This is a genomic window from Micromonospora cabrerizensis, from assembly GCF_022230955.1.
In the GTDB taxonomy this organism is placed as follows: domain Bacteria; phylum Actinomycetota; class Actinomycetes; order Mycobacteriales; family Micromonosporaceae; genus Micromonospora; species Micromonospora cabrerizensis.
Genome location: NZ_JAKKFI010000066.1, coordinates 40,377 through 54,718 on the forward strand (window position 1 = coordinate 40,377; position 14,342 = coordinate 54,718).

A 14,342-nucleotide genomic window follows, 5' to 3' on the forward strand; every position below is an offset into this window, starting at 1 on the left:
GTGACGCCGAGCGGCGTGTCGGTGACGCCGAGGAGCACTAGGCTCGTTTCGGAGGTGCCAGACATGAAGCTCGGGCTGCACTACTGGAACTACTCGACCCCGGCCGACCCGGCCGCTATCGCACCCACCCTGGCGGAGACGGCGACCATCGCCGAGCAGGCCGGCGTCGCGTCGTTCACGGTGATGGACCACTTCTTCCAGATGGACGCGGTGTTCGCGGCCGAGGAGCCGATGCTGGAGGCGTACACCACGCTGGGCTACGTCGCGGCGAAGACTCAGCGGATGACGCTGGGTGTGCTGGTCACCGGTGTGATGTACCGCTACCCGGGTCTGCTCGCCAAGACCGTGTCGACCCTCGACGTGCTGTCCGGCGGCCGGGCCCGCCTGGGCATCGGCGCGTCCTGGTACGAGCGGGAGCAGCTCGGGCTGGGCGTGCCGGTCGTTCCGGTGGCCGAGCGGTTCGAGCGGTTGGAGGAGACGCTGCGCATCTGCCTGCAGATGTGGAGTGCCGACGACGGCCCGTTCAACGGTCAGCACTACCAGCTCGCCGAGACCATCAACTCGCCGCAGCCGTTGAGTCGCCCGCGCCCGCCCATCATGATCGGTGGCAGCGGCGAGAAGAAGACCCTGCTGCTGGTGGCCCGCTATGCCGACGCCTGCAACCTGTTCGGCACCGGCCAGGGCGCCGACGAGGTCGCGCGCAAGCTGGACGTGCTGCGCGGGCACTGCGCCGCCGAGGGCCGCGACTACGACACCATCGAGAAGACGGTGGTCGCCCACACCTCGCCCCTGGACGACACCGACGGGTTCCTCGCCGAGGTGTCCGACTACGCCGCGCTCGGGGTCACCGAGGTGCAGGTCACGCCGGATCGGCACCCGGTGGAGTTCGCCCAGCGACTCGGCGGCGAGGTGCTGCCGCGGTTGGCCGACATCGGCTGATCCCGCTGCGCGAAATTCGGTGGTCGTGGGGCTGTCCGCGGTCTAGCGTGGCCCGCCGTGCTCACCAACGAACAGATCATCGGACAGGCCCTGGATCGGATCGAGGCAGGGTACGTCTTTCCTGCGAAGGTCGTGGACATCGACGCCGCGATCCGCCGCCGTCTCGCGGCGGGCGAGTACGACGGCCTGGCCGGGCCGACGCTCTGCGAGACGGTGACCGCTCACCTTCAAGAGGCGTGCCCGGACAAGCATCTGCGGTTGCTGTGGTCCGACCAGCCGCAGTCGCTGGATCCAGCGGACGAGGACGGAGGACGGGCCGCCTTCCTCGCGCTGCTCCGGGCGGAGAACCAGGGCATTCGCCGGGTCGAGCACCTGGACGGGAACGTCGGGCTCATCGACGTGCGGCGCATCGCGTACGCCAACGAAGGCGCCGAGGCGATCGGCGCGGCCATGCAACTGGTCGCCCTCAGCTCCGCGCTCATCCTGGACCTGCGCGCATGCGCCGGCGGAGCACCCGAAGGAGCCGCGATGTGGTGCAGCTACTTCTTCCCCGACGATCAGGTGCACCTCAACGACTTCTACGAGCGGTCCACCGGCGCCACCCGCCAGTTCTGGACGACCGCGCACCTTCCCGCGCCGCGCTACACGGACCGCCCGGTCTACGTGCTCACCAGTGCGATCACGTTCTCCGGGGGCGAGGACGTGGCGTACACGCTGCAGGCGCACGGCCGGAGCGTCGTCGTCGGTGAGACGACACGTGGCGGCGCGCATCCGACGGCCCGCCACGCGGTCACCGAACACATCCTCGTGACCGTGCCGACCGCCCGGACCATCAACAGCGTCACCGGCACCAACTGGGAAGGAGTCGGAGTGGTCCCCGATGTGCAGGTCCCGGCGGACCAGGCACTCGACACGGCACTCACTGCCATCTCGGGCGCGTAGGCGCGGCTGCGTCCGTCACACGGTCGGCTCGTTGTCGCCGGCGAGTTGCGAGATGCGGGTGCCGTCGATCAGCCAGCGGATCACCAGGACAGCCTGTTTGAAAAGGCCCGGTGGAGGATCAGCAGGGGGTCAGCTGCCAGGTCACCTTCGTCACGTTGACCGGTATATACAGGTCGCCCCCGGTCCCGCCGGCAGGAGCGCAGTTTTTGAAGGGAGTCGACGAGCCGAAAGTGAACCCGGATATCACGGCGTCGCGGCCTGTGCCGTTGTAGAAGGTGAATCCCTGGATGCTGCCGGTCCACTCGCTGTCGGTCGTCAGAGACGGCGTCTCCACGGGGCCCTGCGGCGGGTGATTCCAGTTGGGCCAGATGCAGAGCTTGCCCTGCGGGCAGTTCCCGGACCCCCAGCCTTGTATCGACACTCCGGGTGCTGCCGCCGAGGCGGTGGGGGCGGCGGCCAGCACGCCTGCGACGGACGCGGCGATGGCGATGGCGATGGATTTCAACAGCACGGTTCACCTGCTTTAGATAGATGCTTGTAGATGCAAATTTAAACTACCGGCGGAAAATTGACACGTCAAGCACCTGAAACGACGTAGTCCGGCGGGGTCAACGGAAGCTGGCGTCCACCTGTGTCTGATGACGATTGAGGTAGTTTCAGGGTGGTATCTGTCGGATGGCACCACGGCCTGCCAGCATCCGACCACCGCCCACTGCGGAGCCGACCGTGCTCTCACCCGACGGCGCCACTGTGGAAGCGACGGCCGACACCGTCCGGGCCGGCCGGCGACCTCGGAGCAGACGCACGGGTCGAGTGGTCACCAGGGCCGGCGTCGTTACGGGGCTCTCCGCAGGATGGTCCCAGTTGTCGCAGACGCAGAATGATCCCCCAGATAAAGGTCGTCCGGGCCGCCGGAAATTGTTCACGAGGCGTGCCAGGTAGCCTCTCCGGGTGTCGCAGATCCCACCGCTACTTGTTACCGATCGGTATGACGTCGTGGAGCTCCTTGGCCAGGGCGGAATGGGTCGAGTGTGGAAAGCCCGCGACCGGATGCTGCAACGGGACGTCGCCATCAAGGAGATCGTTCCGCCGCCCAATCTGACCACTGAGGCGCGACAGGAATTGCGGGTTCGGTCACTCCGGGAGGCCCGGGCGATCGCCCAGCTCGACCACGTCAACGTCGTCCGGGTCTTCGATGTGCTGTTGAGCGCCGACGGTGACCCGCAGATCGTGATGGAGTACGTGCCGTCCCGTTCCCTGCACGACGCCATCACCACCGACGGCCCGATCCCACCGGCGCGGGCGGCCGCCATCGGGCTGGCCGTGCTCGGCGCGCTGCGCGCCGCCCACCGCGCCGGGATCATGCATCGCGACGTCAAACCGGCCAACATCCTCGTCGGCGCGGACGGCCGGATCGTCCTCACCGACTTCGGCCTGGCCACCGCCGTCGAGGACGTGAACCTGACGCTCAGCGGTGTGGTGCTCGGCTCGCCCGCGTACGTCTCGCCCGAGCGGGCCATGCGCGGCACCGTGGGTCCGGAGGGGGACTTCTGGTCGCTCGGCGCGACCCTCTACGCCGCGGTCGAGGGGCAGTCGCCGTACGCCCGGCCGTCGAGTCTGATGAGCCTCACCGCGCTGGTCACCGAGCCACCACCGACGGCGCGACACGCCGGACCGCTCGCACCGGTGCTGACCGGCCTGCTGCGCAAGGACCCGGCCGAGCGGCTGGACGCCGACGCCGCCGAGCAGTTGCTGCGCGCCGCGCTCGACGGCGTACCACCGCCCATCACGGTGACCTGGCGTCCAGCGCCCACCGTTCCCTCGTCGACGGCGGCGACCGTGCCGAAGGCGGGGGCGGTGCCGCACCCGATCGGCGCTCACGGCGTACCCCGGGCAGGGGCCGGGGACGCGGTGGACGGTGACGGGCCGGGGCCGGCCCGCCGACGGCGGACCGTGCTCCTCGGTGGCCTCGCGGCCCTGGTCGCGCTCGGCCTGGTGATCGGGGTCCCGCTGGTCGGCCGCCACCACCCGCGCGGGTCGAGCGGCGAAGCCGAACTGGTGGACGCCGCCGCGCCGGGTGCGCCGTCGACCCCTGACAGCACACCGACCGCCGCGACCCTCCCGCCGGTCTCCTGGTCCCTCTACCGGGACGGCAGCGGCTTCGCCGTGCCGGCGCCGCGCGACTGGCGGGTGGTCCGGCACGGTCAGCAGGTCGAGTTCCGCGAGCCGGACGGCGAACGGGTGCTGGTCGTCGGCCAGACCGACTCACCGCCCACCGACCCGGTGGTCGAGCTGGGCCGCCCCGCGGTCGGTGAGCGGTACCGCGACTACCGCCGGGTCGAGCTGCACGCCGTCAACTACCAGCTCAGGGCCGCCGACCTGGAGTGGGTGTACACCAGCGACGCGGGCACGGCGATGCACGCGCGCCAGCGCACCTTCACGACGGCGAAGCGGAAGGGCTACAGCATCGCCTGGCTGACGCCCGAGGCCGCCTGGGCGGCCGGGGTGGACGCGTTCCGAGAGGTGACCGCGGGCTTCCGGCCGGTGTCGACGGCGGGCGGGGCGACCCCGTCGGCCAGGCCCGACCTCAGCGTGTCACCGACGCCCAGCGCCCCTGCCGGCCGGTCGGGCCACCGGCTCGTCGGGGTGGCGAGCAACCGGTGCCTGGACATCGCGACGCCGGACTCACCCGACCCGGTCCGGCTCCAGCTCGCGACCTGCGGGGACGACCGGGCCCGCAACCAGCTCTGGACGATGCGGCCGGACGGGAGCGTGCAGTTGGGCGGGCGCTGCCTGGACGTGCTCGGCGCGTCCAGCGACGCCGGAGCGGCGATCCAGCTCACCACCTGCAACACGACACCGGCGCAGCAGTTCACCCTCGACAAGGACCAGCACCTGGTCAACGCGCACAGCGGGATGTGCCTGGGGGCGGTCGGCCAGAGCACCGCGAGCGGCGCGTCGATCGAGCAGCGGAGCTGCGCCCCCGACACGAACCACCTCCGGTGGACCCGGAAGTGACAGCCTGAGCAGCGGCGAGGGCTGCCCTCCCGTACTGCGGAGAACAGCCCTCGCCGGTGATCGGTCAGGCGGAGACGGGTCAGGCGACCGAGGCCGGGAACCGTTCCCACACCCGGTGCGCGGCCATCAACTGCTGCACCGCCGTCAGAGCCTCGGCGCCGGAGCCCGCCGCCACGATGCCCGGGGTGCCCGCCACCCCGGCCTGCTCCAGCACGGTGACGCCGGCGCCCCAGGCGCCGATCGCCTTGGCGTGGCGCCAGCACTCCTCGACGAGGAGCAGCACGCGGGGGTCCACGGCCGCCGGGCCCGGCTGGCCCGCCTTGTCGTCGCGGGCCGGGATGGCATCCGGCGCGGGTGCCGGCGCTCCGGCCAGCAGGACCGCGTCGAACTCCACAGACCGGCCGGTGGCGAAGGTGCGCTGGACCGGCATGCCGTCGACCATGCCACCGTGCGGGGCGATCAGCAGCGGCACCATGCCGGCGTCGAACACGGCCTGACGGACCGCGGCGACACCGTCCAGGTCACCGTCGGGGTCGACCACGATCCCGACCATCCGACCGTCCGCCGGCCACTCCCGGCCGACCTGCGACAACGCGGGGCTGGGCGTGACCTCGGCCAGCGGCACGGTGGGCTGCGGTGCGGGCAGGCCCAGACCGGTGGCGACCTGCTGGCACAGCACCGGGTCGATGTTGGCGAGGCACTGGAGCTGGCGCTCCTTGATCGCCTGGTGGTAGCACTTGCCCAGCTCGAAGGTGTACGCCCGGATGATGTGCTCCTTCTCGACCGGCGACATGCTCAGCCAGAACAGGCGTACCTGGCTGTAGTGGTCGTCGAACGAGGCTGGGTTCGCGCGTACCTTCGGCGCCTGGGCCACCGTGACCGGCACGTCGACGAACGCGTTCTCGGCGTCACCGGCGGGGAACGGGTTGCCGCCGTCGAGCGAGTTCGGTCGGTACGGCGCGACGCCCGCATGCACGGCGTGCTGGTGGAAGCCGTCGCGCAGCATGTCGTTCACCGCGGCGTGCGGGCGGTTGATCGGGATCTGCGAGAAGTTGGGCCCGCCCAGCCGGGTGAGCTGCGTGTCGACGTACGAGAAGAGCCGGCCCTGCAGCAGCGGGTCGTTCGTCACGTCGATGCCCGGCGGCAGGTGACCGAGGTGGAAGGCAACCTGCTCGGTTTCGGCGAAGAAGTTCGTCGGCGTCCGGTTGAGGACCAGCTTCCCGACGGGCTGCACCTCCGCCAGCTCCTCCGGCACGATCTTCGTCGGGTCGAGCAGGTCGATCCCCGCGAAGGTCTCCTCGGAAGTGTCCGGAAAGACCTGGATGCCGAGCTCCCACTCGGGGTACGCGCCGGCCTCGATGGCGTCGTAGAGGTCCCGGCGGTGGAAGTCCGGGTCGATCCCGCCCAGCATCTGGGCCTCCTCCCAGGTGAGGGAGTGCACGCCCAGCTTCGGCTTCCAGTGGAACTTGACCAGCACCGTCTCCCCGGCCTCGTTGACGAGGCGGAAGGTGTGCACGCCGAAGCCCTCCATGGTCCGGTACGAGCGCGGGATGCCGCGGTCGGACATGTTCCACAGGGCGTGGTGCTGTGCCTCGGTGTGCAGCGAGACGAAGTCCCAGAACGTGTCGTGGGCGCTCTGCGCCTGCGGGATCTCGCGGTCCGGGTGCGGCTTGGCCGCGTGGATGATGTCGGGGAACTTGATGGCGTCCTGGATGAAGAACACCGGCATGTTGTTGGCGACCAGGTCGAAGGTGCCCTCGTCGGTGTAGAACTTCGTCGCGAAGCCGCGGGTGTCGCGGACCGTGTCGGCCGAACCACGCGAGCCGAGCACTGTGGAGAACCGTACGAAGACCTCGGTCTCCCGTCCCTTCTTCAGGAAGCCGGCCCTCGTGACCGCCTCGGCGTTCCCGTACGCGGTGAACACACCGTGCGCGCCGGCGCCACGGGCGTGCACCACGCGCTCCGGGATGCGCTCGTGGTCGAAATGGGTGATCTTCTCGCGCAGGTGGTGGTCCTGGAGCAGCACCGGGCCACGCGGGCCGGCCTTGAGCGAGTGATCGGTGTCGCGCAGCCGCGCCCCCTGAGCGGTCGTGAGGTACGCGCCCTGCTGACCGTTCGCGATCGTCGGCGCGCCGGTCTCGGCGCCGGTCGGCGTACGCGTCTGCGGCGCACCCTGCTCCGGCTTCGGCGGCAGCGGGTCATGCGGAGTCGTCGGCTCCTCGACGGTGGGCGTCGCGCTGCCCGGTGCGCCGGGAACATCGGGGGACAGCGCGTCGGCGATCTTTCCTGAGGCGCTCTTCACAACGTTCTTGACCGCCTCGGCGGGCTTGCTGGAATCCACTGAACGAACCTCTCCGTGGTGCGTGTCGGGCAGGCGCCTGCCCTGCTACCCCTGGTCAGAGGGTCGAAACACAACTGGCGGCGGCATCCGTCACCGGGACTGGTGATTTCACCGATGTGTGGATCGGCGGAACAGCCAAAACTGACGCACGTCGATATCCCTCGACTCTAGGGAGTGCCCGACGTGTCGTCACCAACCACCACCGCCCCCCGTTCCGTCGCCGCCCGAGCCACCCGGTTCGCGCTGGCCGCCGTCCTGGCCGCCGGCGGCGTCCTGGCCGGGTCGTCCGGCGCCGCCCAGGCCGCCGGCCCGTACGAGCGGGGCCCCGCACCGACCACCGCGATCCTGGAGGCCAGTCGCGGTCCGTTCGCCACGGCGTCGCAGAGCGTGTCCTCGCTCAGCGTCACCGGCTTCGGCGGCGGCGTCATCTACTACCCGACCAGCACCAGCGAGGGCACCTTCGGCGCCATCGCCATCTCGCCCGGTTACACCGCCGCCTGGTCCAGCATCAGCTGGCTCGGGCCGCGTCTCGCCTCGCACGGGTTCGTCGTGATCGGCATCGAGACCAACAGCCGGCTGGACCAGCCGGCCAGCCGTGGCCGGCAGCTCCTCGCCGCACTGGACTACCTCACCCAGCGCAGCTCGGTGCGCACCCGGATCGACAGCAGTCGACTCGCGGTGGCCGGTCACTCCATGGGTGGCGGGGGCAGCCTGGAGGCGGCCTCGTCGCGGCCGTCGTTGCAGGCCGCGGTGCCGCTCGCGCCGTGGAACACGGACAAGAGCTGGTCCGAGCTGCGGGTGCCCACGCTGATCATCGGCGGGGAGAGCGACACCGTGGCACCGGTCTCGTCGCACTCGGTGCCGTTCTACAACAGCATCCCGGCCTCCGCCGAGAAGGCGTACCTGGAGCTGAACGGGGCGAGCCACTTCTTCCCGCAGTCGACGAACACGCCGACCGCCCGGCAGATGGTCGCCTGGTTGAAGCGCTTCGTCGACGACGACACCCGCTACGAGCAGTTCCTGTGCCCGGGCCCGAGCGGGTCGCAGATCCAGGAGTACCGCAACACCTGTCCCAGCGCCTGATCGTGGTCGCGGGGCGGTCGCCGGTGGCGGCCGCCCCGTCCGCGTGTGGGGCGGGGTATTGAAGGTCTTGACGCGATACCCGAGAAACGTACACTGCGAGTGTAAATAAACACCCGCCACGACAGAGGGATGGGTGATGGAGCGCGGCCTCGAACTGCACCACATCGGCGTCCGTTTCGGCGGCCTTACCGCCCTCGACGACGTCTCACTGCGGGTGCCACCCAACCGGGTGGTGGGCGTCATCGGGCCCAACGGCGCCGGCAAGACCACCTTGTTCAACGTGATCTGCGGTTTCGTCGCACCGGAGACGGGTTCGCTCACCCTCGACGGTCGACCGCTGCGGCCACGGCCGCACCGGCTGACCCGGCTCGGCATCGCCCGGACCCTCCAGGGGACCGGGCTCTTCGCCGGGCTGACCGTGCTGGAGAACGTGATGACCGGCGCCTCGCACACCGCCCGGGCGGGCTTCGTCCCGGCGCTGCTCGGGCTGCCGGCCAGCGACCGCGACGAGCGCCGGCTGCGCCGCGACGCCCTGGACATCCTCGACGACCTGGGGATCGCCGGGCACGCCGAGGCCGCACCGACCACCCTGCCCTTCGCCGTACGCCAGCGGGTCGCCCTGGCCCGTGCGCTCGCCGCGCGGCCCCGGCTGCTGCTGCTCGACGAACCCGCCGGTGGCCTCGGCGCCGACGACATCGCCGAGCTGGCCGAGCTGGTCCGGGGGCTGCCCCGGCGCGACGACAACCCCTGCGCGGTGCTGCTGGTCGAGCACCACATGGACCTGGTGATGGCCGTCTGCGACGAGCTCGTGGTGCTCGACTTCGGTCGGGTGATCGCCGCCGGCACCCCGGACGAGATCCGCGACGACCCGGCGGTGACCGACGCCTACCTCGGCGCCACCGTCGAGGAGGCCTACCCGTGAGCGCGGACAGCACGGCCGACCTGCTCGTGGTGCGCGGGCTGGTGGCCGGTTACGGTGCCGCGCCCGTGTTGCAGGCCATCGACCTCACCGTCCCGGCCGGCACGATCGCCGCGGTCGTCGGCGCCAACGGCGCCGGCAAGACCACCCTGCTGCGCGCGCTCTCCGGCATGATCCGCCCGGCCGCCGGCCAGGTGCTCCTCGCCGGGGAGGACCTGCGCGGCACGCCGGTGGAGCAGCTCGTCCGACGCGGCATGGCGCACGTGCCGGAGGGGCGGGGCGTGATCAGCGAGCTGACGGTCGACGAGAACCTGCGCCTCGGCGGGTTGTGGCGGCGCGACCGGGCCGACGCCGGGCGTGCCCTCGACGAGGTCTACGAGCTCTTCGAGCCCCTGGCCCGGCGTCGCCGGCACCTCGGCCACCAGCTCTCCGGCGGTGAGCGGCAGATGCTCGCGCTCGGTCGGGCTCTGGTCGGCCGACCCCGCCTGCTGCTGCTCGACGAGCCGTCGCTCGGTCTGGCGCCGCGGGTCGTCGCCCGGACGATGGCGCTGCTCCGTCAGCTACGCGACCGCACCGGCCTGACCGTGCTGCTGGTCGAGCAGAACGTCCGCAGCGCACTCGCCGTCGCCGACCAGGGCGTCGTGATGTCCCTCGGCCGGGTGGTGATCGCCGCCCCGGCGGAAAAACTGCGTGACGACGTCGACCTGCGCCACGCGTACCTCGGTTTCTGACCACCACCTCGTCCCCCGGAAGGAGGACTGTTGGACCGCTTCGTCTTCCTCACCATCGACGGCCTGTCCCGGGGCGCGGTGTACGCCGCGTTCGCGCTGGCCCTGGTGCTCATCTGGCGGGCGGCGCGGGTCGTCAACTTCGCCCAGGGCGCGATGGCCGTCGCCGCCGCGTACGTCGCCTACACCGTCTCTGCCGCGACCGGTTCCTACTGGTTGGGCTTCGCGGTCGCGCTCGTCGCCGGTCTGCTGCTCGGTGCGCTGGTGGACCGGGTCGTGATGCGACACGTCGACCACACCTCACACCTCAACCCCGTGATCGTCGCGCTCGGGCTGGTGCTGTTGATCCAGGCCGTGCTGGGCATGGTGTACGGCAACGAGTTCCGTCCCGCCGAGGCGCCGTTCAGCCGGTCCGCCCTCACCGTGGGTGGGGTGGCGGTGCTGTCGCCGTACGACCTGTTCGTCTTCGCCACGATCGGCGTGGTGGTCAGCGGCCTGGCCTGGATGTTCGCCCGTACCCCGGTCGGGTTGCGGATGCGCGCGGCGGCCTTCGCCCCCGAGGTGTCCCGGCTGCTCGGCGTCAACGTCGGTGGCATGTTGACCCTCGGCTGGGCGCTCGCCTCCGGCGTGGGCGCGCTGGCCGCCATGCTGGTCATCCCCACCGAGTTGGGCCTGCACCCGCACGCGATGGACCTGGTGTTCGTCTCCGCGTTCACGGCGGCGGTGGTCGGTGGGCTGGACAGCCCACCGGGGGCGGTGGTCGGCGGCCTGGTGGTGGGGCTGTTGCTGTCCTACGTGAGCGGTTACGCCGGCAGCGACCTCACGCCGCTCGCGGTGCTGGTCCTGCTGCTGGCGGTGCTGCTGGTCCGGCCCGGTGGGCTGTTCGCCCCGGTCACGGCGAGGCGGGTGTGAGCGCCACGAGGGCGGCCCTGCCGCCGAAACAGCAGCTCGTCGACACGGGCCGACCCGTCGACCGGCGTCGCGGCTCGACCCTGCTGCGCCACCTCGCGGTCGTGCTCGTCGTGGGGCTCCTGCTGGTCGGGGTCAGCTACGCCGTCGAGCCGTTCCGCAACTTCCAGCTCGCCACCGTGGCGGCCTACCTCTGTGCGACCGCCGGGCTGACCGTCCTCACCGGTCTCAACGGTCAGCTGTCGCTGGGGCACGGCGCGTTGATGGCCACCGGGGCGTACACGGTGGCGTTGTGCCAGAACGCGTTCGCCGACCGGGGGATGACCGGCGGCTGGCTGTTGCCGCTCTCGCTGGGCGCGGCGATCGTCAGCACCGTCGCGGTCGGCGCGGTCGTCGGCGTGGCGGCGGCCCGGTTGCGTGGTCCCTACCTGGCCGGGGTCACCCTGGCGGTGGCCATCGTCGTGCCGGCGCTGGCTGTCACCTTCGATGGCGTCTTCAACGGCGAGCAGGGGCTGTCGGTGCCGGTGGAGCCGCCGCCGATGGCGCTCGGCCCGTACTTCCCCTACGAGCGGTGGCAGCTCTGGCTCACCGGCGCCGCCACCCTGCTCGCCCTGCTGCTGTTGGCCAACCTCATCCGCAGCCGGTACGGGCGCACCTTCCGCGCGGTGCGGGACGACGAGGTGGCGGCCCGTCTCGCCGGCATCCACGTGGCCCGCACCCAGGTCCTCGCATTCGTGGTCAGTGCCGCCACCGCCGGGCTCGGCGGGGCGTTGCTGGCGGTGCTCGCGCAGAGCGTCTCGCCCGGGGCGTTCTCGCTGACCCTGTCGCTGTTCCTGCTGATGGCCGTGGTGATCGGCGGTCTCGGCCGGCTCACCGGCGCGCTCTGGGGGGCCGTCCTGCTGGTCGCCCTGCCCGACCTCACCCACTCCGCGACCGAGATGCTCACGCTCTCTCCCGCGGTGGCGCAGCGGCTGGAGGGCAACCTGCCGCTGGCGATCTTCGGCCTCACCCTGATCGTCGTCATGATCGCCGCACCCGGTGGCATCCAGGGGCTGCTGTCCCGTCTTGGTCGGCGCCTGCGGGCCCGGCGTTCCTGAGCTGCTCCGCGCCCGGCCGCGGCCGGGCGTTCCACCACCCACACCGTTCCCCGAACCAGACCGAGAAAGGTCGGTGTTCTCCATGCACCGTTTGGCACAACGTGGTCTCGCGATCGCCAGCACCATCGCCCTGTTGGCCGCCGCCGCTGCTTGCAGCGGCGACGACGGCTCCGGTCCCGGCGCGGCGTCGGTGCCGGGCGTGACCGACACCGAGATCGTCGTCGGCACCCACATGCCGCTCACCGGGCCGGCCTCGGCCGGCTACTCGAAGATCGCTCCGGCGACGAAGGCGTACTTCGACTACGTCAACGCCAACGGCGGTGTGAACGGTCGGAAGATCACCTACAAGGTGATGGACGACGGCTACAACCCGGCGAACACCCAGCAGGTGGTGCGTCAGCTCGTTCTCCAGGACAAGGTCTTCGCGATCCTCAACGGCCTCGGCACGCCCACCCACAGTGGAGTGCTCGACTTCCTGAAGAGCAACCGCGTGCCGGACCTCTTCGTCGCCTCCGGCAGCCGCAGCTGGGACCAGCCGGACAAGTATCCCGGCACGTTCGGGTTCAACCCGGACTACACCGTGGAGGGCAAGATCCTCGCCACCTACGCCAAGACGAACCTGGCCGGCCAGAAGGTCTGCTTCCTCGGCCAGGACGACGACTTCGGCCGTGACAGCCTGGCCGGCGTGGAGAAGGTGCTCGGCGCCACCGCCGTGGCGGTCAAGCAGACGTACGTCACCAGCAACACCAACGTGGCGCCCCAGATCGGCGCGTTCAAGGCGGCCGGATGCCAGGTCGTCGTGCTCGCCACCGTGCCCGGTTTCACCGCGCTGTCCGTCGGCACCGCCGCTCGGCTGGGCTTCAAGCCGCAGTGGTTGGTGTCCAACGTCGGCGCCGACCACCCGACCCTGGCCAAGCAGCTCGGTGCCGCCGCCCCGCTGCTGGAGGGTTTGGTCGGCACCAACTACCTGCCGATGCAGAACGACACCGCGAACCCGTGGGTGCAGCTCTTCACGAAGATCAACAAGGAGCACAACGGGGACGCGCCGTTCGACGGCAACACCGTCTACGGCATGTCGGTCGGCTACCTCTTCGTGCAGGTGCTGCTCGCCGCCGGTAAGGACGTCACCCGGGAGAAGGTGCTGGAGGCCGTGCAGAAGGGCGGCTTCCAGGGCCCCGGGCTGGTGCCGCTGCGCTTCTCCGCCAAGGACCACTCCGGCTACGGCGGCCAGCGGCTGAGCCGGGTGACCGGGGGAGTGCAGACCTACTTCGGGCCCGCGTACGAGACCGACGAGGCGGACGGGCCGGTCAACGAGTACACCGCCGCTCCGGCCGCGCCGCCGGCGAACGGGGTGCCGACCGTCTCCTGAGAACCGCACCAGCGACGTCCGACCGGGCCTGGTCTCGCGTGACCACGCCCGGTCGGACGGCTGTGCGCGCCCGGGTGACCGGGTCTCCCGACCCGCTGTCCGAGACGTTGACCGACACCGATCAGTCCTCCTACTATCTGCACCGTGAATGCATATTCGGGTCGGCTCGCGCAACGCGTCGCCATCGTGACCGGCGCCAGTCGGGGCATCGGCCTGGCCATCGCCCAACGCCTCGTCGCCGAAGGCGCCCGGGTCGGGCTGACCGCCCGACGTCCCGAGGCGCTCGCCGAGGCGGTCGCCGCCCTGGGCGGGTCGGCGTACGCCGTCGCCGTTCCCGGCCGCTCCGACGACCCCGAGCATCGCGCCCAGGCGGTGCACCAGGTCGGCGAGGCGTTCGGCCCGGTGGATCTGCTGGTCAACAACACCGGCATCAACCCGGTGCACGGCCCGCTGATCGGGCTGGACCCGGCCGCGGCCCGCAAGATCCTCGACGTCAACGTGATCGCCACGCTCGGCTGGGTGCAGGAGGTGTGTGCCGCCGGCATGGCCGAGCGGGGTGGCTGCGTCGTCAACGTCTCGTCGATCGCCGGTCTCGCGCCCTCGCCCGGCATCGCCTTCTACGGGGTGAGCAAGGCCGCGCTCAATCACCTCACCGCCAGTCTCGCCGTGGAGCTGGGGCCGACGGTCCGGGTCAACGCCGTCGCCCCCGGCGTGGTGAAGACCCGCTTCGCCGCAGCGCTCTACGAGGGGCGCGAGGACGAGGTCGCGGCACGGTACCCGCTGGGCCGTCTCGGCCTGCCGCAGGACGTGGCGGGCGCGGTCGCCTTCCTGGCCTCCGACGAGGCCAGTTGGATCACCGGGCAGACCATCGTCTGCGACGGCGGCGTCTCGTTGACCGGTCGAGCCGGATGACACCCCCGGCGGTCGGCCCGGAACCGCTGATCACCGCCTGTCTAGACTCGGCGGTGCGTCAGGAGGCGCCGTGGCGGTGAGAGGG

At 71.1% G+C, this 14,342-nt stretch carries 12 protein-coding genes; 10 read left to right on the top strand and 2 right to left on the bottom strand.

Annotated elements, in window-relative coordinates:
• Window positions 1–63: 63 nt before the first annotated feature.
• Both LADH09A_RS16150 and LADH09A_RS16155 read left to right on the top strand, forming a co-directional pair.
• Complete coding sequence (locus LADH09A_RS16150; protein WP_238646024.1) at window positions 64–939, top strand: LLM class F420-dependent oxidoreductase; 876 nt, start codon at window positions 64–66, stop codon at window positions 937–939.
• Window positions 940–996: 57 nt separating this feature from the next.
• Entirely contained in the window at window positions 997–1,881 is an 885-nt protein-coding gene (locus LADH09A_RS16155) for a S41 family peptidase (RefSeq protein ID WP_238646026.1), read from the top strand.
• A gap of 118 nt (window positions 1,882–1,999) precedes the next feature.
• Here LADH09A_RS16155 and LADH09A_RS16160 read toward each other — a convergent pair whose 3' ends face one another.
• Window positions 2,000–2,392, bottom strand: a complete 393-nt coding sequence (locus tag LADH09A_RS16160) for a hypothetical protein (RefSeq protein ID WP_238646029.1) — start codon at window positions 2,390–2,392, stop codon at window positions 2,000–2,002.
• A gap of 440 nt (window positions 2,393–2,832) precedes the next feature.
• Here LADH09A_RS16160 and LADH09A_RS16165 point away from each other — a divergent pair, with 440 nt between their 5' ends.
• Window positions 2,833–4,899, top strand: a complete 2,067-nt coding sequence (locus LADH09A_RS16165) for a serine/threonine protein kinase (RefSeq protein ID WP_443677158.1) — start codon at window positions 2,833–2,835, stop codon at window positions 4,897–4,899.
• A 79-nt stretch (window positions 4,900–4,978) separates the two neighbouring features.
• On the opposite strand, the gene LADH09A_RS16175 is transcribed toward LADH09A_RS16165, so the two are convergent.
• A complete protein-coding gene (locus tag LADH09A_RS16175) occupies window positions 4,979–7,240 on the bottom strand; it encodes a catalase (RefSeq protein WP_308194579.1) in 2,262 nt (753 codons plus the stop codon).
• A gap of 183 nt (window positions 7,241–7,423) precedes the next feature.
• Between LADH09A_RS16175 and LADH09A_RS16180 the strand changes: the two genes are divergently transcribed.
• From LADH09A_RS16180 to LADH09A_RS16210, 7 genes are all read left to right on the top strand, one after another.
• A complete protein-coding gene (locus LADH09A_RS16180; RefSeq protein ID WP_238646030.1) occupies window positions 7,424–8,323 on the top strand; it encodes an alpha/beta hydrolase family protein in 900 nt (299 codons plus the stop codon).
• A gap of 136 nt (window positions 8,324–8,459) precedes the next feature.
• On the top strand, window positions 8,460–9,245 hold the full coding sequence (locus LADH09A_RS16185; RefSeq protein WP_238646031.1) for an ABC transporter ATP-binding protein: 786 nt from the start codon (window positions 8,460–8,462) through the stop codon (window positions 9,243–9,245).
• Window positions 9,242–9,973, top strand: a complete 732-nt coding sequence (locus LADH09A_RS16190; RefSeq protein ID WP_238646032.1) for an ABC transporter ATP-binding protein — start codon at window positions 9,242–9,244, stop codon at window positions 9,971–9,973. Before LADH09A_RS16185 ends, LADH09A_RS16190 begins: the two co-directional genes overlap by 4 nt.
• A gap of 30 nt (window positions 9,974–10,003) precedes the next feature.
• Window positions 10,004–10,882 carry a branched-chain amino acid ABC transporter permease gene (locus LADH09A_RS16195; protein ID WP_238646033.1) on the top strand — a complete coding sequence of 293 codons (879 nt, stop codon included), beginning with the start codon at window positions 10,004–10,006 and terminating at the stop codon, window positions 10,880–10,882.
• Window positions 10,879–11,976, top strand: a complete 1,098-nt coding sequence (locus LADH09A_RS16200) for a branched-chain amino acid ABC transporter permease (protein WP_238646034.1) — start codon at window positions 10,879–10,881, stop codon at window positions 11,974–11,976. Before LADH09A_RS16195 ends, LADH09A_RS16200 begins: the two co-directional genes overlap by 4 nt.
• A gap of 82 nt (window positions 11,977–12,058) precedes the next feature.
• Window positions 12,059–13,345: an ABC transporter substrate-binding protein gene (locus tag LADH09A_RS16205; RefSeq protein ID WP_238646035.1), complete on the top strand. Its 1,287-nt coding sequence runs from the start codon at window positions 12,059–12,061 to the stop codon at window positions 13,343–13,345.
• A 144-nt stretch (window positions 13,346–13,489) separates the two neighbouring features.
• The gene (locus LADH09A_RS16210) at window positions 13,490–14,257 is read left to right on the top strand and encodes an SDR family oxidoreductase (RefSeq protein WP_238646036.1); all 768 of its coding nucleotides are present in this window, start codon (window positions 13,490–13,492) and stop codon (window positions 14,255–14,257) included.
• Window positions 14,258–14,342: the final 85 nt, after the last annotated feature.